The sequence below is a fragment of the Streptomyces apricus genome (assembly GCF_008369065.1).
Lineage (GTDB): Bacteria > Actinomycetota > Actinomycetes > Streptomycetales > Streptomycetaceae > Streptomyces > Streptomyces apricus.
The window spans coordinates 8,498-27,338 of record NZ_VDFC01000066.1 but is presented as its reverse complement, the minus strand read 5'-3'; the positions used below and the strand labels follow the sequence as shown (position 1 = coordinate 27,338).

Here is an 18,841-nt window from a genome sequence, read left to right as displayed (position 1 = left end):
CGAGCTGTCGCATGGTCAGGTTCGTGCGGTAGTAGACAGACACGATCAGGACCCGCTCAGCCAGCGGCAGAGCCCATGGCCTGCCCTGCAGGGTGCCGTTGCCACCCCGCTCCCGCACCGCCTTCAGCAGCCGCCCGAACTGTTGCCACCGCAGCCCCGTGAACGTCTCCACCCACACGCGTTCAGCCCTCAGCACCCCAGCCATACACCGGAGATGCCCAGTTCACGGCCTTATGCAACACCCTTTAGTGGAGCCACGGAGTTGGGGTGTGATCCCGGGCGGGCAGTCCCGGACCGTGCACTCGGCGTTCCAGAGCACACATCCCGAGCGGTACGCCCTCATCCCCGCTCAAGCATGGAACGCCTGCTCACAGACTTGTCCGGAGTGTTCGATTGTCCGGAGAAGGACGCTCCTCCTTGCCTGACAATCGCCGGGCCGCCAAAACTCAGGTCTTGCAACCCACGACTGCGACGGTGCGCCGAGTGGATCGACACGATCCACCGAGGGTCTCGATGGGCTTCACATGAGTCTTTTCCGTCGTGGTTCGTACCGGTGACCGCCACCGGCATCACAGGCGCCGTCGTCTGGAGCGGAAAAGGCGAGGGCGGGCCGGTCACTGCGGATGCAACGCAACCATCTAGGTTCAATCCTGTCTGGAGGATTTCTGTGAATCGGGAGAAAACAGAGAACAGGCCGCTGGAGCCCGGCTCGGCACAGTTACCCAAGAAGCAATTCAAGGTCCATCGCCGCGCTGCCATGTTCCTGGCCGTTCTCGGCACCGCTGCCGGCCTCATCGCTAGCACGACGACGCCGGCAGCGGCGGACAGCGGAAGGAACAACAACCTGTGGATCCGCGCGGTCGACGGGCAGATCCAATCCGAGCACTACCCTGGCTCCCCGCTGTTCCCCCCGAACGGCACCTACCACATCCACTACTGGAAGGCCGGCGGCGGCTGGGACGTCAACGGCCGCAACTACCACTTCCCCGGCCAGACGGTCTTCGGGAGGATCGCGGCCCCCGTTGCGGCCGGGTCCACGGTGTGCGCCGAGCTGTTTTATCACAAGCCGGAAGGCGGCTACGGATCCTACGGCCTGCCCTGCGTACGCATGAGCTGATCGCGGTGATGTGAACCGGACCTGGCCGCTCGACGGCGGCCAGGTCCCACCGTTAGGCCGCTTGAAGTTGCCGCCCTCGAACGCCTGGACCGCCGACGTGCCCGCCGTACTCACTGCTCTGGCCCGCACGGAACTGCGCGCGTTCTACCTCGGCACCCTCGCGAGCGCTGCCCGCCACCCCGGCTCCATCCCGGGCGGTCCGGCCTCTGCGGCCCGGGCTGCCCTGGACCTGCACCGCATCCTGCTCGATCCCGCGGTCGGCCGACCGGTCCCCGCCACGCTCCTGTTCGCCGGCCAGGCGCTGTTCGACCTGCTGATGCTCATCTGGCGCACCGGCGCCGACTTCCGCGACGACCGACGGACCGTCCTGGGCCACCTGCACACACTGGCCCGCTCCTTACCCGCTCTGCTGCCGCGGCGCTCCCGCTCCCGTCCGGCCTGCACATCACCACGCTCACGCCTGCGGTCGCGCCCGGGCCCGCGGTCGACGGTGCGAGTACGGGCGCCGACCACGGCCCGGCGCAGAACCTGCCGGGCTCCAACCCGGCGGTGCGCGCTGCACGTCCTGCTCGGGACGGTAAAGCGCCCAGTCCTCCTCTTCCATCAGAACGGCCACGCGTCGCCATTCGCGATGCCGTGCCGTCCACTGCTCGACGACGAGGTCCTTGGGGTCGCTCTCGTACGGGCCGTGGCTCGACTGTATTGCCGCATTTTTCAGGAGTTGTTTGTTCGGTGCCAAAGCTCGAAGGTGAACAATACGCGGCTCGCTATACCTATGTCAGGCGGTGCAGGTGGCATTGCCATTCGTGTGAGCCAGGAGAGCTGATGACCAAGAAATTCCTTGCCGCCGCTGCGGCCATCTCAAGCCTCGTAGGCGGCCTCGCTGCTGGCACAGTCGCGCCCGCCTCAGCATCCGAGACGGCGACTGTGTGCGATCAGAGCCATCTCTGCATGTGGGAGGACACCTACTATCGCGGGGACCAGTACCTCAACATATACATGGAAGCCGAGGCAAACATAGGCACTGTCGGGGAGATCGACGGTTGGGACGGCGACAACGAGATCAGCAGCCTCTCGAACGGAACTCGCTTCTCCATCGCCTTGTACGACGGCGATGGCGGCACGGGGGAACGCTTGAGGTGTTACAGCCCCCGCCTCGACGTTCCAATAGTGATACCCAACGACAGGGCTGAGAGCTACAAGGTCCTTGCCTACAACGGCTGTTAGCCCGCACTCGCTGGATATCGGTCCTATCAGGCCGTGCCCCGAATCCTTGTGCGGATGCGGGGCACGGCCTTCCGCCGCGGTACATCGCCTTGACACGCAGCGCGACGTTCAGTGTGGAGCGAAGGTGTGGACGGTCAAGGCGCCGGTTTCGTCCATACGGACCCGGTCGGCGAGTTGGGCCAGGATCTGCTCGGCACTCAAGCCGGTGCGGGAGGCGATGGCGCGCAGTCGGCGGCTGGTGTCGGCGTTCAGCCACACCTGCGCCTTCAGCTCCTCGCTCGCCTCCTGCCGCTCCTTCCGCCACGCGGCCTGCCGGGCGAGAGCGCCGACCCGGCGCTTTGCTCGCCGACCGCGGCTACGACCACGACAAGTACCGGCGCTTGCTGTGGCAGCGAGGCATCCGCCCGGTCATCGCCGAACGAGGCCAGCCCCACGGCACCGGCCTGGGCATCTTTCGGTACGTCGTCGAGAGAACGATCGCCTGGCTGCACGGCTTCCGCCGCCTGCGCATCCGCTGGGAACGGCGCGACGACATCCACGAGGCCTTTCTCGGCCTCGCCACCTGCCTCATCACCTACCGGCATGTGCAGCGCCTTTGTCAGGACCTCCAAGTGCTGGTACGCGAGGCCGGATGGGACCGGCAGGCGGTACTCACCAAGCCGCTCTGGGCACCGGGCAAGCGCGGACTGGAGTAGGGCACAAGCACGGGCCCTGCTGCGACAGCGCTGGTCACAGCTGCTCGTTGAGGGCCGCCGGCGGTGCCCCGGACTATGCCGACGGAACACCTGATGGGCATCGGCGCATCGGGCTGGTCCGCTCTCGCCGCACGGCTCGCCGCGGCGACGGGTGTCGTGGTCGTCTCCTGGGACCGCCACCGACGCCTCGCCGACGGCGACGTCGGCATCGAGCCGGTCGGCGAACGCACGCCGACTTGGCTGAGCGGATGCCCCCCCGGGAGCAACCACGCGACGTCCATGCCGGTCTCAGCCTGCTCCTGCACTCGCCCTTGCACTCTCGCCGGTATTCGAAGCAGCGTGGACGTCGGCCAAAGTGGTGGCCAGGGCCTGCCAGATGTGGGCCGACAGGTCGAGGTTCTTCGAGTCCGCGGCCTGGCGGCCGAGCTCCTGCAGAGTCGCGATGCCGTCGTCGACGCTGCCCGCCAGGATCATGAGCCGGCCGTCGAGGGCCGACAACCGTACCTTGTCCCGGTAGGACAGGCGCAGGTCGCCCTCGGACAGAAGGCCGTGGCTCAGTTCGCGGGCTTCGTCCAATTCACCCTTGTGGAAAGCGAGATGGGCCTGGAGCGCGCGCAGCTCCTGTCGCTGCAGGGGAGTGCCGATCACGGCCAGGACGGATGCGGCCTCGCTCAACCAGCGCTCGGCCGCGTCCACATGCGGCGGCGACATCTGCAGCGCCGCGGCGGTGGCGGCTGCCCGCAGCCGGGCCCAGAAAGCCACGTCGGGCCGGCGCTGCGGAAGGTGCAGGGCCTGCTCCAGCCTGGACCGGGCGGTGGCGTGGTCGCCCTGACGGCTGCTGACCACGGCGGCCGTCCACAGCGCCTCGGCGGCCTGGGCCGGACCGGCCCCGGGCAGCAGGTCCCGCTCCAGCTCGTGGACATGCCGCCCAGCTGTTTCGAGTCGGCCCAGTTCCGTCTCGATGCTGATCAGCACCATCAGGGCCGCCACGGTGTCGGACACCGGCAGTTGCTCGGCGCGTGCGATCGACAGTGCCTCCCGAGCCGCTGGTTCCGCGCTGCACATGTCACCCAGCGCGCACAGACAGCGTGCGTACTGCGCGTGCGACCGTGCCCGGAGCTCCGCCGCCTGCAACAGGTCGCTGAGTTCGATGGCTTCCAGGAGCCGGACGCGCTCGCTCTCGTGGTCGCCGTCGCGTCCGGCGGCGCGGCTCAGCAGCCACAGGGCCTGCCAGCGCGCCGCGGGATCCTCACCCGTGTCCGCCTCGACCGCCTGGCTGAGCGCCGCCGTCTCGTCCGTGCCGGACGGCGCTGACGCCACGGCGGCCAGTACCTCGGTCAGGGACCTGCGCTCCGAGGGTCCGGCCAGTGCCGACTCCTCGACGCCGAGCCGCTGGGCGAGGTAGGCCACGGCGCGTTCGGTCGGGGGCCGTTCACCCGACTCAAGACGTGACAGGTAAGCCGTCGACAAGCCTTCTCCGACGAGGCCGGCCTGGCTCATGCCCCGTTCCAGCCGAAGTCTCCTCAGCCGGCGGCCGAAGTGCGGCTGCTCAAGCATCTCCCTCCCTCAGGTGTGCGGTCCGCGGGGCCTTCGGTGCAGGCCGCCCGGCGGGCGCGTGGAGCTGTCAACATTTTACGAAGCGGCCCGAGGGGGCGGCAAGCCGATACACGATGGTCGACTGACCCGCTCATGCCTGGCGCCGGTCGTTCGGCACGCCTGTCGGCCGGTGGTCGCGCATGCCGAAAGAACGTCGCACGTAAGGGAGTTGACAGACTGCTCACGTTGCTTGGCAAACCCTTGTCAAGGTGGGTGGCGCCCTTTAGTCTCGAAGCGATGGTGCCGTCCTGATGCGATGTCCCCCTACTCGTCTCACGGAGGTATTCGTGCTGTGTCACGCCCGACCGGGCTCCTCGCGAAGGCCGGCCGTCCGGCTACCCGCGGTCACCGGATTCGCGCCGACCGTGGGAGGAGCGGCGGACCGGACGTTCCAGGCGTGCGAACGGCCGGGTTCCGGCGCTGCGGCCCCGGTCCCGCCCCGGTCGACTTCGCGACAGCGGCCGACGGTGAGGCCGAATGGCTCTGACAACGTTATCTACGTGACGGTTGTCGACATGACAACGTGATCGTGGGGTCGGCCCGGCGCCGACGCCCCCGCTCCAGGTCCGACCCGGGAATCCGGCGCTCCCTGCCGGTGTGCCCGGGGCGACGCGGAACACCAGGCCCCCGCCGCCGACGAGGTGGCGCGCCTCGGCCGGACGCCCGCCGATACCCAGGCACCCAGCACACCCGGCCCACTCCGCGATCGCACCCTTCCCCGCCCCCCACGAGCAGGAAGAAGGACGGTACGTCCGTGGCGACCACGAGTTTCCCCGACGCCTCGCCCCGCAAGAAGCACCGGGCCGCACAGCCGGCTCCCGGCGCGCCCCGCGACATCACCCAGAGGAGCGCACCGCACGGTGCCACGGCATGGAATGCCTGCACGGCCCAGGTGTCCCCGGCGGACCTGACCGTCAGGGCGGCCGATCCCGCATTCGCCCGTCGATTCGGCCTCGATACCGACGAGATACGCGGATCGAGCCTTCTCGACCTCCTCCGTTCCACCGTTCCCGCCCGGTTGGAGGAACACTTCGCCGCGCTTTCCTCGGGCCGGCGGCGACGGTTCACGGAAAAGGTGACGGGCCGGGACGGCGCCGGTCTGGCCTTTTCTGCGCAATTGACAGGGACGGCCGTCAGGAGACCCTCAGGTGAAATAGCGGGTGTCGTCGTTCTGCTGCACCACACGGGAGGGACGCGGCGCAACGAGGCCGAACCGGTGTCCGCCGGCGGTCCCGTGCTCAGCGCTCTCGACGCACAGGTCCTGGAAGGTGTGGCCGGTGGCGAGTCCACGGTGCAGTTGGCCTCCCGCCTCTATCTGAGCCGCCAAGGGATCGAGTACCGCGTCGGGCAGATGCTGCGGAGGTTCGACGCCCCGAACCGTCCCGCCCTCGTGGCGCGTGCGCACGCGCTCGGGATGTTCGCCGTCGGCCAGTGGCCGCCGCGCGTCCTTCCGGAGCGCGTGAGGCAGGACATGAAGCAGAAGTAGGACAAGAAGCGGAAGCAGTGCGGGACGGGGCCCACGGGCCCCGTCATCGCTCGCCCGGTCGGCGTCGCCCCGATGGTGGGCCCGGGGACGGCCCGGACGTCCGCGTCACGCCGCCGCGGGCTGCCACGCCTCCTGGAACCGGCGGCGGGCACGGAACAGGCGGGAGCGGACCGTGCCCACGGGCAGGGCCAGGACCTCGGCCATCTCCTCCTCGTTGAGCCCGTAGGCACGCAGGGTCAGGACCTGCCGGTGCGCCTGGGACAGCCGCTCCAGCACGTCGTTGATGTGCACCGCGTCCAGCGGGTTCGCCTCCTGCCGGGACTCCATCTGCGAGCAGGTCCGCTCCTCGCCGTAGCGCTTGGCGGTGCGGACCGCCTCGCGGATCGTCACCGAACGCACCCAGCCGTAGAACGCCGCCGGTTCCCGCAGCGTGCCCAGGCCGCGGTAGATGGCGAGCAGTGCCTCCTGCGTGGCGTCGGCACCGTCGTCGTGGGTGACGGAGCGACAGATGCGGGCGACGTAGGGCRTGATGGAGGTGAGCAGGCGGTTCATGGCGTCCTCGTCGCCCGACCGGGCTCGGGGGAGCAGCGTCAGGGGAGAGGGGAGTTCGCTGACGGTGGTCATGCCGGGGAATGCTCCTTATGACGCCGGGTCGGGGTGCGTGGGCGGCGGGGTGGTACTCAGCCCGCGGCCGCGTGGACGGGCTCGGACTGCGCCACGGTCGCGAAGGCGAGGAGTCCGCTGCGCACGTCGTCGCGGAAGGCCCGTACGAAGGACGGGCTGAAGCAGGTGGTGTAGTACGGGAACTCGATGGCGAGCCGGCCGTCGAAGGAGACCACGCACGCCATGACGGGGCTGCGGCCCGCCTGCGGGAAGTAGTGCTCGCGGGCCGGCACCAGACGGACGTCGACCGCCCGCAGCCCGTCCGGCAGCCGGGGGCCGGGGACGACACCCATGTTGGTGGCGATCACCGTCGCCAGTTGCAGTGCGGGATTCCGGGGGATCTCCGGTGTGATGCGCATTTCGCGGAAGTGGTCGCCGCGGGAGATGAAGTCGGTGAGGCGCGCGTGGACGGTACGCGCCGTCTCCATCGGGTCCGAGGTCTCGGACACCTCAAGGGTCTGCAGGTGGGTGGTGACCGCGGGCACCAGGGCGGACGCGGGGACCGGCGGGGACAGCCGGGAGCGCAGGTCGACGGGGGAGAGGCAGCCGAGAGTGCGGGGGCCGGCGCCGTCCAGGCGCCGCCTGGCCGCGGTCAGCAGGCTCGCGGCGACCAGCGCGTGCACGGAGACGCCGGACCGGCGTGCCGTGTGGCGCAGGCCGGTGGTGAGTTCTGTGTCCAGGGTCAGCCTGCAGACGTCGATGCGCCCGTCACCGGCCGTTCCCGCGTCGGCCCCGTGGCCGGCCTCGGCCGGACCCTGCACGTCGTACGGCACCAGGTCGACCGGGTTCCGCCTCACGTCCTCGACACGGCCTTCGAGGTATGCGGCCGTGTCGGCCGCGTCCGCCGCGGGCAGCAGCAGGCTGACCGGCTGCGGCCATCGGGGCAGGACGGAGCCGGCGGAGGCGGTGGACGCGTCGGTGTGTCCCCCTTCCACCAGCGTCCGGTAGTGGTCCCAGAGCGCGTTGTGCAGGGCGATGCTGCTGTGGCCGTCCGTGACGGTGTGGTCCACCACCAGGAAGAACGTGTGGTGTTCGCCGTCCGGTGCGCTGACCAGGACCGCACGGCTCAGCGGACCGCCCACCCGCAGGGGGTTGTTGAGCTCCGTGGCGTAGGCCTCCTCCTGGTCGCCGGTGCGGGCGGCCAGCCGGGGCCGTTCGGCCCCGTCCAGCAGACGCAGCGCGTGGCCCGTGCCGTCCGGCACGATGCGCGACCGCAGCGTCGGGTTGGCCTCCGTCACGGCGTCGAACGCGGCCGACAGCGCCTCGACCTCGACGTGCCCGCGCAGGGAGCAGGAGAGGAACGCCCTGCTTCTCTGTCCCACGTAGAGCGACTCGACCGGACACAGCGCACGGTCCATGCCGTCAGCCTTCCTTCCGTCGTTCATTCCTGTTCCCTTTCGGGTGCCCATGGTCCGGGAGCGGCCTGCCGCCGGCGGTCCGCGGGATCGGGGAGGGGTCTGTTCCGAGAGTGCACCGGGAAGCACGGTCGAATCCATTCGAGGGACCGCGCCGGAGCGAATTCGCTTGTTTTCCCTAAAGGTTGGTTTGAAACGGGAACGCGCGCCGGAATTCCCCCCGCGCCGCGCGGGTCGGCCTCCTGACACCGCGCGGATCGACTCCCTCGCACCGCGCGAATTAGGGAAACACCTGAATCGCCGACCGGAGACCCGCTCCCGGCTTGACCCGGTCGGCCCCGGCATTCCACCGTGAGGTGCTGTGAATCCGGGGCCGGGCGACGCGGTTCGCCGAGCCCCCAGGTGTGCGACCTCCCTTCTCCGCCCCGTGGGCCGGCCCGGCGCGTACACACATGCGCGGGCGGCACGGAGCGATGGCCGCACCCGTCCGATCCGGCCGGGTCTTCGCCGTCCGGGACACCTACGGCTCGTCACGTGAGGGTTGTGCCATGTCACTGCAGGAGGACGAACGTCGACCGCTGTCCGGGGCCCAGGAGGGCCTCTGGTACGCCGGGCGGCTCGCACCGGACAGCGCCGCGTACAACACCGCGGAAGCGGTGGAGATCCACGGGCCGCTCGACACCGGCCTGTTCGAGACCGCGCTGCGGCGCACCGTCGCCGAGGCCGACACCTTCGCCCTGCGCTTCGCCGACACCGACGGACCCCGGTGCCATCCCGCCGTGGACGCCGGCGACTGGCCCCTGCACCGGGCCGACGTCAGCGGTGCCCCGGATCCCGGGGCCGCCGCGTGGGACTGGATCCGCACGGAGCTCGCGGCCCCCGTCGACCTGGACAAGGGCCCGCTGTTCTCGCACACCCTGCTGACCCTGGCCCCCGACCGCTTCATCTGGCTGCTGCGGGCCCATCACATCCTGCTGGACGGCTACAGCTACAAGCTCCTCGGGCGGCGGCTGGCCGAGACGTACAACGCGCTGGCCGAAGGACACGAGCCGGCGCCCTCCGGATTCGCGCCGGTGGGCCGCCTCCTGGCGGAGGAGCAGGCCTACCGCGCCTCCGAGCGGTACGAGCGCGACCGTGCCCACTGGACGGAGCGCCTGGCCGGACTGCCGGAGCCCGTGCGGCTCACCTCCCGGTCGGCCGCCGCCACCGCCCCCTTCCTGCGCCGCACCGCCGAGCTGGACCCCGCCGAGGCCGGCGCCCTCGACGCCGCGGCGGCCCGCCTCGGCGTCTCGCGCACCGACCTGCTGACCGCCGCCACCGCCGGGTACCTGCACCGGATGACCGGCGCCGGGGACCTGGTGCTGGGCCTGGCCACGATGAGCCGCCTCGGCAGCGCCGCCCTGCGCACCCCCGGCACCGCCTCCGACGTCCTGCCGCTGCGCGTGGGCGCCGCCCCCGACACGCCCGTCGAGGACCTGGTACGGGCCGTCGCGGACGAGCTGAAGGCCCTGCGCCGGCACCAGCGGTACCGCGGCGAGTACCTGCGCCGCGACCTGGGCCTGCTGGGCACCGGACGCCGGCTGTACGGACCGGTCCTCAACATCGTCCCGTTCGACGAGTCACCGGTCTTCGGCGGCCACCCCACCACCTGGCACCACCTGTCCGGCGGCGCGGTCGACGACCTGCAGATCTCGGTGCGCCCCGCAGCCGTGCCCGGCGGACTGTGGCTGGCCTTCGACGCCAACCCCGCCCTGTACGAGGAGGACGAACTCGCCCTGCACCGGGACCGGTTCCTCACGTTCCTGCGCGAGCTGGCCCGGGCCGAGCCGGCCGCGCCGCTGCGGGACCTGGACGTCCTGCTGCCCGGCGAGCACCCCCGCGACACCCCCGTACGCACGTGTCCGGCCGAGCGGACCCTCACCGCGCTCTTCGAGGAGCGGGCGGCGGCCGCGCCCGGCCGGMCCGCCGTCACCTGCGGGGACGAACAGCTCACCTACGCCGAACTCAACCACGAGGCCAACCGCCTGGCCCGGCTGCTGACCGAACGCGGCGCCGGCCCGGGCCGTGTGGTCGCGCTGGCCCTGGAGCGCGGCGCCCGGCTGCTGCCCGCCCTGCTGGCCGTCCTCAAGACCGGTGCGGCCTACCTCCCGCTGGACCCCGGCCATCCGGTCGAGCGGCTGCGCCTGGTCGTCGAGGACGCGGCCCCCGTCGCCCTCGTCACCGAGCGCGCCCACGCCCACCTCGCCGGGGACACGGTCCCCGCCGTCCTGCTGGACGACCCGGAGGTTACCAGGGACCTCGCCGCCCGCCGCGCCGACGACCTGACCGACGCCGACCGGCACGGGCCGACCGGCCCCTTTGACATCGCGTACATCATCCACACCTCGGGATCGACCGGCCGCCCCAAGGGCGTACCCGTCCCGCACGCCAACGTCGTCCGGCTGTTCGCCGCGACCGCGGAGCACTTCGACTTCGGCCCGGACGACGTGTGGACGCTCTTCCACTCCTACGCCTTCGACTTCTCCGTCTGGGAGATCTGGGGCGCCCTGCTGCACGGCGGCCGCCTGGTCGTCGTCCCGTACGCCGTCAGCCGCTCGCCGAGGGACTTCCTGGAACTGCTGCGCCGCGAGGGCGTCACCGTCCTCAACCAGACGCCGTCCGCGTTCGAGCAGCTGATCGACGCCGACGCCGACGCAGAACGGACCGGGGACGGCGGCGTACCGAGCAGCGGCGCCCTGCGTTACGTCGTCTTCGGCGGCGAGGCCCTCAACCCGGCACGCCTGCGCCCCTGGGCCGACCGGTACGGTCTGGACCGCCCGGCACTGGTCAACATGTACGGCATCACCGAGACCACCGTGCACGTCACCCACCACCGCATCACCCGGGCCGACCTGGACGACCCGCGCCGCGGCAGCGTCATCGGCACCCCGCTCGCCGACCTGCGCGTCCACCTGCTCGACCCCGCCGGGCAGCCGGTGCCGCCCGGCGCGACCGGCGAGATGTACGTCTCCGGCGCCGGGGTCGCCGCCGGCTACCTCGACCGGCCCGGCCTGACGGCCGAGCGCTTCCTCGACGACCCCTTCGGCCCGCCCGGCACCCGCATGTACCGCTCGGGCGACCTGGCGCGCCGCCGCCCCGACGGCACCCTCGACTACCTGGGCCGGGCCGACGCCCAGGTGCAGATCCGCGGCTTCCGTGTCGAGCCCGGCGAGATCGAGGCCGTCCTCGCCACCCACCCGCACGTCGCCCGGGCCGCCGTGGTGGCCCGCCGCGCCGACAACGGAGCCCATCAGCTCGTCGCCTACACGGTCCCGACGGGCGACGCCCCGGCGAGCCCCGCCGAACTGCGCGCCCACGCCGCCGCCCACCTGCCCGAACACATGGTCCCGGCCGCCTGCGTCCCCGTGGACACGCTGCCGCTGACCGCCAACGGCAAGCTCGACGTCCAGGCGCTGCCCGCACCGGACTTCACCGCTCAGGCGTCCGGCACCCGCCCACGTACGCCGCAACAGGCGGTGGTCTGCGCCCTCTTCGAGGACGTGCTGAAGCTGCCCGGCGACAGCGTGGGCACCGACGCGAACTTCTTCGACCTCGGCGGCGACTCCCTGCTCGCCACCCGCCTGCTCGCCCGCCTGCGCCACGAGACCGGCGCCGACATCCCCATCACGGTCCTGTTCGACACGCCGACACCGGCCGCCCTCGCCCGGCTGCTCGACACACGCTCCGGCGCCGCGTCGGCCCGGCCCGCCCTCGGTGACGCCGTACGCCCGGAGCGCGTGCCGCTGTCCTTCGCCCAGGAACGCATGTGGTTCCTCAACCGGTTCGACGACGGAGCTGCCACCTACAACATCCCGCTCCTCGTGGCCCTGGACGCCGACCTCGACGCCGAGGCACTGGACGCGGCACTCGGCGACCTGGCCGACCGCCACGAGATCCTGCGCACGGTGATCGCCGAGCACGACGGCGTGCCGTACCAGCGGATCATGCCCCCCGGCGCACTGCGGCCGCGGCTGCACCGCGTCGACTGCCCCGCCGCGGAGACGGCCGCCCACGCCGCCGCGGCGTCGCGACACCGTTTCGACCTGACCGCGGAGAGCCCCCTCGCCGCCTGGCTGCTGGGCACCGGAACCGACCGGAGCCTGCTGCTCGTGCTGCACCACAGCGCGGCCGACGGCTGGTCGCTGCGCCCCTTCGCCGACGACCTGAGCACCGCCTACGCGGCCCGCCGCGCGGACCGGGCCCCGCAGTGGGCCCCGCTGCCGGTCCAGTACGCCGACTACGCGCTGTGGCAGCGTGCCCTGCTGGCCCCCGCACCGCAGGGCACCGGCCGGCTGGAACGGCTCACCACCTACTGGCGCACCGCACTGGACGGTCTGCCCGAGGAGTGCACCCTGCCCGGCGACCGGCCACGTCCCGCCGCGCCGCGCGGCGGCGGCGCGCACGTCGAGGCCGCCGTGGACGCGGCCCTGCACCGCGATCTGCTGAGCCTCGCCGACCGCACGGACACCAGCCTGTTCATGGTCCTCCACGCCGCCGTCAGCGCCCTGCTCACCCGGTGCGGTGCCGGTGCGGACATCGTCCTCGGCACCCCGGTCGCGGGCCGTACCGAACCCGCCCTCGACCACCTCGTCGGTCTGCTCACCAACACCGTGGTCCTGCGCGCGGACACCTCCGGCGACCCCGCCTTCCGGGACCTCATCGGCCGGCTGCGCACCGCCGACCTCGCCGCCCTGGATCACCAGGACCTGCCCTTCGACCGGCTGGTGGAGGAGCTCAACCCGCGCCGCGTGCCCGGCCGCCACCCGCTGTTCCAGGTCATGCTGGCCCTGCAGAACAACGAACCCGCCACCCTCGAACTGGAGGGCAGGCGGGCCCGGTTGCGGCCCACCGCCACCGGCACCGCCAAGTTCGACCTCTTCGTGGACGTCGCGGAACGCCGTACCCCCGAGGGCGCCCCCGACGGCCTCGCGCTGCACGTCGAGTACGCCACCGACCTGTACGACACCGGCACGGCCGAGGCGTTCGCCGCGGCCCTGCACGACGTCCTGCGCACCGTGTGCGCCGACCCCGGGGTCCGCGTCGGACAGCTGCCGGCCCTTCCCGCGCGCACCCCCGCCTCCGACCCGGCCCCGGCGGACCTCGCGGAACTGGAGGACGCCGCCCGCTCCGTGGCCGGCATCCGTGACGCCAGCGCCCTGCCCGGCGACGACGGCGCCGCGCCGCGCCTGTACGTGGTGCCCGCACGGGCGGACGCCGCGGAACGCGTCGAGGACGTCCTGGCCCGTGCGGGCCGGGAGACGGTCCGTGTCACCGCGGTCAACGCGCTTCCCCTCGACACCGACGGCGTCCTCGACACCGAGGCGCTGCGCGCGCTGCCCGCCGTCGACCGCACCACCGCCGGAGCGTGGCGGGAACAGCTGGAGCGCGTCCCCGGCGTCACCGCCGTGGAGGTGTCGCTGGAGAACACCCCCGAGGAACTGGGGCGCCGTCACACCGGCCTGCCCGAACGCGGCGCCGGGCCCGTCCCGGCCGACCGGACGACCGCCCCGCCCGGTGCGCCCGCCGTCCCGGCGCTCAGCGAGGGCCCCGCACTGGCGGAACCCTCCGTGTCCGGCTGGGCCGAGGCGCTGCGCCGCGCCGCCGAGCGGGGGCAGGGCGACATCGTCCACGTCCACCCCGACGGCAGCGAACACCGCCGCAGCTACGCCTCCCTGATCCCGGAAGCGTCCCGCGTCCTGGCCGGCCTGCGCCGGGCGGGCCTGCGCCCCGGCGACCAGGTCATCCTCCAGTGCGACGCGACGGAGGACTTCCTCGCCGTGCTGTGGGGCTGCGTCCTCGGCGGGKTCGTCGCCGTCCCGCTGACTGTCCCCGCCTCCTACGACACACCCTCGGCGGCGCTGACCAAGCTGGAGGGCATCTGGCGGATGCTCGGCCGGCCCTGGATCGTGTGCTCCGCGGACCGCGAGGCCGCACTGCGCGACCTCGCCGCCCGGCAGGACTGGCCCGGGCTGCGGCTCACCACGGCCGACACGCTGCGCGAGGCACCCGAGGACCACGACTGGTACGCCGCCGGGCCCGACGACCTCATCCTGATGCTGATGACGTCCGGTAGCACGGGCCTGCCCAAGGCGGTGCGGCTCACCCACCGCAACGTGCTGACCCGCTCCGCCGCCACCGAGCAGCTGAACGGCCTGGGCCCGGGGGACGTCTCCCTCAACTGGATCCCGCTCGACCACGTCACCGGAGTGGTGATGTTCCACCTGCGGGACGTGTACCTGGGCTGCCGCCAGATCCACGCCCCCACCTCCTGGATCCTGCAGGACCCGCTGCGCTGGATGGACCTCGCCGACCGGCACCGGGTCACCGTCACCTGGGCGCCCAACTTCGCTTTCGGGCTCCTCGCCGAGGAGGCCCACCGCTTCACGGACCGCACCTGGGACCTGTCGTCCGTGCGGCTCGTGATGAACGCGGGCGAGGTCGTCGTCGCCTCCGCCGCCCGCCGGTTCCTGCACACGCTGAAGCCCTTCGGCCTGCCGCAGGACGTGATGCACCCCGGCTGGGGCATGTCCGAGACCTGCTCGGTGGTCACCGACGCCGTCCTGCCCGGCGAACCGGTGGACGGCGAGGGCACGTTCGTCAGCTGCGGCCGCCCCTACCCGGGCTTCGCCATGCGGATCGTCGACGACACCGGCACGGTCCTGTCCGAGGGCGACGCCGGCCGGTTCCAGGTCCGCGGCACCTCCGTGACCGGCGGCTACCACGACAACCCGGCCGCCAACGCGGAGGCGTTCACCGACGACGGCTGGTTCGACACGGGCGACCTGGCGTTCCTGCGCGACGGCGAGCTCTACATCACCGGCCGCGTCAAGGACGTCATCATCGTCAACGGCGTCAACCACTACAGCCACGAGATCGAGGCCTGCGTCGAGGAACTGCCGCACGTGGTGCGCAGTTACACCGCGGCGGTCGCCGTGCGCTCCGACCCCGCGTCGCCCACCGACGAGTTGGCCCTCTTCTTCCACCTCGCCCCCGACGCCGCCGAGCGGGACACGGCGGGCGTCCTGCGCGAGATCGCCGGCAAGGTGACCCGGGAGATCGGCGTCAGCCCCGCCTTCCTGATCCCGGTCGCGGCGGACGACATCCCCAAGACCGAGATCGGCAAGATCCAGCGCACCAAGCTGCGCAAGGGCTTCGAGGCCGGCGACTTCGACGAGGAGGTCCGCGGCGCCCAACTGCTCCTGGGCGGCGCCGCCACGGTGCCCGACTGGTTCCTGCGGCCGGTGTGGCAGCGCGCGGAACTCCCCGCCCGCGGCGCGGCCTCCCGCGGCCGGCACACCGTCGTGCTGGCCGGCGGCGACCCGCGCGTCCAGCGGCTCGCCGGACGGCTCGCCGACGCACTGCGCTCCGGCGGCGGCCTGTGCACCGTGGTGACCGACGGGCCGTCGTACGGCCGGCTCGACGCCGCCCGCTACCGCGTCCGGCCCACCGAGCAGAGCGACTTCACCGAACTGCTCACGCGCCTGGAACGCGACCGGCGCCCGGTCGACGCGGTCCTCCACCTGGACGGCCTGCGCGGCACCGAAGCCCTCCGGACGGCACCGGCCGAAGAGCCCGGCACGGAACCGGCGCCGCACGGCGCGCCCGGCGCGGGAACAGCGCCGTACGACACCACCGCCGCGGAAGGACTGCTCGTCCTCGCCCGCGCCCTCGCCGCCCGGCCCGGCCGGCAGCGCCCCGTCGACCTCGTGTACGTGACGGCGGGCGCCCAGGCCGTACGCCCGGGGGACCGCCCGGACCCGGTGCACGCCATGGCGGGCGCCCTCCTCAAGTCGCTGACCGAGGAGTCCGGCCGGCTGCGCGGCACGCACCTGGACCTCGCGCCGCACGACGACGAGGACCCGCTGCCCGTCCTCCTGGCCGAGGCGGGGGCCGCAGTGGACAGCGCGGAGGTGGCGTACCGCGGCGGACGCCGTCACGTACGCCGACTCGCGCCCCTGCCCGACGACACCCCGTCCCGCACCGAGCCGCCCGCCCGCGACGGCTTCACCCTGCTCACCGGCGGCCTGGGCGGCGTCGGCGGCGAGGTCGCGGCCCACCTGCTGCGCACCCCCGGGACCCGGCTGCTGGTCGTCGGCCGCACACCGCCGGCCGAACTCGACGCGCACGCGGGCGCGGGCGAACCGGACCGCGGACAGCTCCTGCGGAAGCTGCGCGAGGCGGGCGACGTCCGCTACGCCTGCGCCGACGTCACCGACGAACACCAGGTGCGGGCGGCGGTGGACGCGGCCGCCGAGGCCTGGGGCGTACCGCTCACGTCGGTGCTGCACCTGGCCGGAGCCCTCGTCGAACGGCCCGTGGACGACCTGGACGCCGCCACCTGGCGCCGGGCACTGGCGGCGAAGGCGCGCGGCGCGTGGACGCTGCACCGCATCACCGCGGACCACCCGGTCGACTCCTTCGTCCTGTTCTCCTCGGTGAACGGCTACTTCGGCGGTGCCATGAACGCCGCCTACGCCGCCGCCAACGCCTACCTGGACGCCCTCGCCCAGCACCGCCGCGGCCTCGGCCTGCCCGCGCAGTCCCTGGCCTGGAGCATGTGGCGCGAGCGCGGGACGAGCCGCGGCTACCGGCTCACCGCCCTCACCGAGGCCCGCGGCTACCGGCTGCTGGACGCCCCCGCCGCGCTGCGCTCGTACGACCTGGCCCGCACCCTGGACGAGCCGCACCTGCTGATCGGCGCCGACCGCACCGCCCCCTGGGTCCGCAGCCACGTGGTGGCCCCGGTCCGCCAGGTGCGCCGCCCGGCCGCACGCGTCGCACTGGAGGACGGCGCCGACCTGGGCGCCCTGTACCGCGCGGCGGCCGACGGCGCCCGCGCCGTGGGACCGGGCGAGGACTGGATCCTGCGTTCGGCGGGCACCACCGCACGGCGGGACCGGGCGGACGCGGGGGAGGACCTGCGGCGGCTGGAGAACCGGCTCGCCGAGGTGTGGTGCGGCGTACTGGACCGTGACCGGGTGGGCCGGGACGAGAACTTCTTCGACCTGGGCGGCAACTCCCTGCTGCTCGTCACCGCCCAGAGCGCCGTCAACAGCGCCTTCGGCACCGACCTCTCGGTCGTCGACCTGTTCGCCCACCCCACCGTCCGGGACCTGGCCCGCCACCTGTCGGCCCGTACCGCCGCCGGCACCGGAACGGTCACGGAGCCGTCGGCGCCCGCCGAACCGGCCGGGCGGGAGACCGCCGCCCCCGCGGCACAACGGTCCGCCGACACCGCCCCCGGCGGCCTGGACCGCGCCAAGGAACAAGCACAGCGCCAGCGGGCGGCCCGCGCCCGCCGCGCCGCCCGGCACGGGAAGGACCGAGGCCATGCATGACACCACCGCACCGTACGACGCGGCCCACGACCAGGAGGTGCCCGCCGTCGCCGTCATCGGCATGGCGGGCCGCTTCCCCGGCGCCGACGACATCGACACCTTCTGGGACAACCTCGCGGCCGGCCGGGAGTCGGTACGGCCCGTCACCGAGGAGGAGTTCCTCGCCGCCGGCGGCAGGCAGGAAGACCTCGACGACCCCTCACTCGTGCGCATGGCCTCCGTCGTCGAGGGCATGGACCGCTTCGACGCCGGCTTCTTCGGCCACAGCCCCGCCGAGGCCGCCGTGATCGACCCCCAGCAGCGGCTGCTGCTGGAGACGGCCTACCACGCCCTGGAGGACGCGGGCCGGCTCCGCGGCGACCGCACGGACGAGACGTTCGGCGTGTACGCGGGCAGCGGCGACAGCCGCTACTACCCCGCCCACGTGTACCCGAAGTACGCGGGGCAGCCCGGCTCCGTCGAACTCGTGCACGCGGCCACCGCCAACTCCCTCGGCACGCTCGCCACCCGCATCTCCTACGAACTGGGCCTCACCGGGCCGAGCGTGTCGTTGCAGACGGCCTGCTCCACGGCGCTCGTCGCCGTGCACACCGCCTGCCAGGACCTCCTCGACCACCGCTGCGACACCGCGCTCGCCGCCGCCGTGTCCCTGAACCCCTCGGCCGCGCTGGGCTACCGGCACGTCCCCGACGGTCCCTTCTCGCCCGACGGCCACTGCCGCGCCTTCGCCGCGGACGCCGCCGGCACCTCCTCGGGCGACGGCGTCGGAGCCGTCGTGCTCAAGCGCCTGGAGGACGCCCTCGCCGACGGCGACCGCATCCGCGCCGTCATCCGCGGCAGCGCCGTCAACAACGACGGCCGCCGCAAGGTCGGCTTCAGCGCGCCCAGTTCGGCCGGGCAGACCGAGGTGATCCTCGCCGCCCAGGCGCAGGCCGAGGTCGACGCGGACACCATCGGCCTGATCGAGGCCCACGGCACCGCCACCAAACTCGGTGACCCCATCGAGGTGTCCGCGCTCACCGAGGCGTTCCGGCAGAGCACGGACCGCACCGGCTTCTGCGCGCTCGGCTCGGTGAAGACCAACATCGGCCACCTGGGAGCGGCCGCCGGCATCGCGGGGCTCATCAAGGCGATCCTGGCCCTGGAACACCGGCAGAYCCCGCCGAACCTGCACTTCGACGAACCCAACCCGCTCATCGACTTCGCCTCGGGCCCCTTCCGCGTGCCCACCGCACTGGAGGACTGGCCCGCGAGCGAGGACCACCCCCGCCGGGCCGCCGTCAGCGCCTTCGGCATCGGCGGCACCAACGCCCACGTCATCCTGG

Annotated in this window: 10 protein-coding genes and 2 pseudogenes; 6 read left to right on the top strand and 6 right to left on the bottom strand. The window is 72.8% G+C overall.

Annotated features, from left to right (window positions below; translation table 11 throughout):
• A pseudogene (locus tag FGF04_RS40715) lies at positions 1–205 on the bottom strand (IS5/IS1182 family transposase); the annotation flags it as partial.
• Positions 206–553: 348 nt separating this feature from the next.
• On the opposite strand from FGF04_RS40715, the gene FGF04_RS33285 reads away from it, so the two are divergent.
• Entirely contained in the window at positions 554–1,117 is a 564-nt protein-coding gene (locus FGF04_RS33285; protein ID WP_149515118.1) for a hypothetical protein, read from the top strand.
• Between the two features lie 52 nt (positions 1,118–1,169).
• Here FGF04_RS33285 and FGF04_RS40710 read toward each other — a convergent pair whose 3' ends face one another.
• Positions 1,170–1,499 carry a hypothetical protein gene (locus FGF04_RS40710; protein WP_149515117.1) on the bottom strand — a complete coding sequence of 110 codons (330 nt, stop codon included), beginning with the start codon at positions 1,497–1,499 and terminating at the stop codon, positions 1,170–1,172.
• A 443-nt stretch (positions 1,500–1,942) separates the two neighbouring features.
• On the opposite strand from FGF04_RS40710, the gene FGF04_RS33275 reads away from it, so the two are divergent.
• Positions 1,943–2,344 carry a peptidase inhibitor family I36 protein gene (locus FGF04_RS33275; RefSeq protein WP_149515116.1) on the top strand — a complete coding sequence of 134 codons (402 nt, stop codon included), beginning with the start codon at positions 1,943–1,945 and terminating at the stop codon, positions 2,342–2,344.
• 108 nt (positions 2,345–2,452) lie between these two features.
• Here FGF04_RS33275 and FGF04_RS40375 read toward each other — a convergent pair whose 3' ends face one another.
• Positions 2,453–2,602, bottom strand: coding sequence for a hypothetical protein (locus FGF04_RS40375; protein ID WP_188114344.1), 150 nt, complete (start codon positions 2,600–2,602; stop codon positions 2,453–2,455).
• Between the two features lie 62 nt (positions 2,603–2,664).
• Between FGF04_RS40375 and FGF04_RS42170 the strand changes: the two are divergent.
• Positions 2,665–3,039, top strand: a pseudogene (locus FGF04_RS42170) (transposase); the annotation flags it as partial.
• A gap of 288 nt (positions 3,040–3,327) precedes the next feature.
• Here the strand turns inward: FGF04_RS42170 and FGF04_RS33265 are convergent.
• The gene (locus FGF04_RS33265; RefSeq protein WP_149515115.1) at positions 3,328–4,596 is read right to left on the bottom strand and encodes a helix-turn-helix domain-containing protein; all 1,269 of its coding nucleotides are present in this window, start codon (positions 4,594–4,596) and stop codon (positions 3,328–3,330) included.
• 931 nt (positions 4,597–5,527) lie between these two features.
• Between FGF04_RS33265 and FGF04_RS33260 the strand changes: the two genes are divergently transcribed.
• A complete protein-coding gene (locus FGF04_RS33260) occupies positions 5,528–6,121 on the top strand; it encodes a PAS domain-containing protein (RefSeq protein ID WP_235882623.1) in 594 nt (197 codons plus the stop codon).
• A 105-nt stretch (positions 6,122–6,226) separates the two neighbouring features.
• Here the strand turns inward: FGF04_RS33260 and FGF04_RS33255 are convergent, their stop codons facing one another.
• Positions 6,227–6,745: an RNA polymerase sigma factor gene (locus FGF04_RS33255; RefSeq protein ID WP_149515113.1), complete on the bottom strand. Its 519-nt coding sequence runs from the start codon at positions 6,743–6,745 to the stop codon at positions 6,227–6,229.
• A gap of 56 nt (positions 6,746–6,801) precedes the next feature.
• On the bottom strand, positions 6,802–8,142 hold the full coding sequence (locus FGF04_RS33250; protein WP_149515112.1) for a phthiocerol/phthiodiolone dimycocerosyl transferase family protein: 1,341 nt from the start codon (positions 8,140–8,142) through the stop codon (positions 6,802–6,804).
• Positions 8,143–8,687: 545 nt separating this feature from the next.
• Here FGF04_RS33250 and FGF04_RS33245 point away from each other — a divergent pair.
• Entirely contained in the window at positions 8,688–17,516 is an 8,829-nt protein-coding gene (locus FGF04_RS33245) for a non-ribosomal peptide synthetase (protein ID WP_149515111.1), read from the top strand.
• On the top strand, positions 17,509–18,841 hold a 1,333-nt coding region (locus FGF04_RS33240; protein ID WP_149515122.1), incomplete at its 3' end, for a beta-ketoacyl synthase N-terminal-like domain-containing protein. The genes FGF04_RS33245 and FGF04_RS33240, both read left to right, overlap by 8 nt.

Coding starts and splice junctions, on each gene's coding strand:
- FGF04_RS33250 (WP_149515112.1), bottom strand. CDS start 8,142: ATGGACCGTGCGCTGTGTCCGGTCGAGTCGCTCTACGTGGGACAGAGA.
- FGF04_RS33275 (WP_149515116.1), top strand. CDS start 1,943: ATGACCAAGAAATTCCTTGCCGCCGCTGCGGCCATCTCAAGCCTCGTA.
- FGF04_RS33265 (WP_149515115.1), bottom strand. CDS start 4,596: ATGCTTGAGCAGCCGCACTTCGGCCGCCGGCTGAGGAGACTTCGGCTG.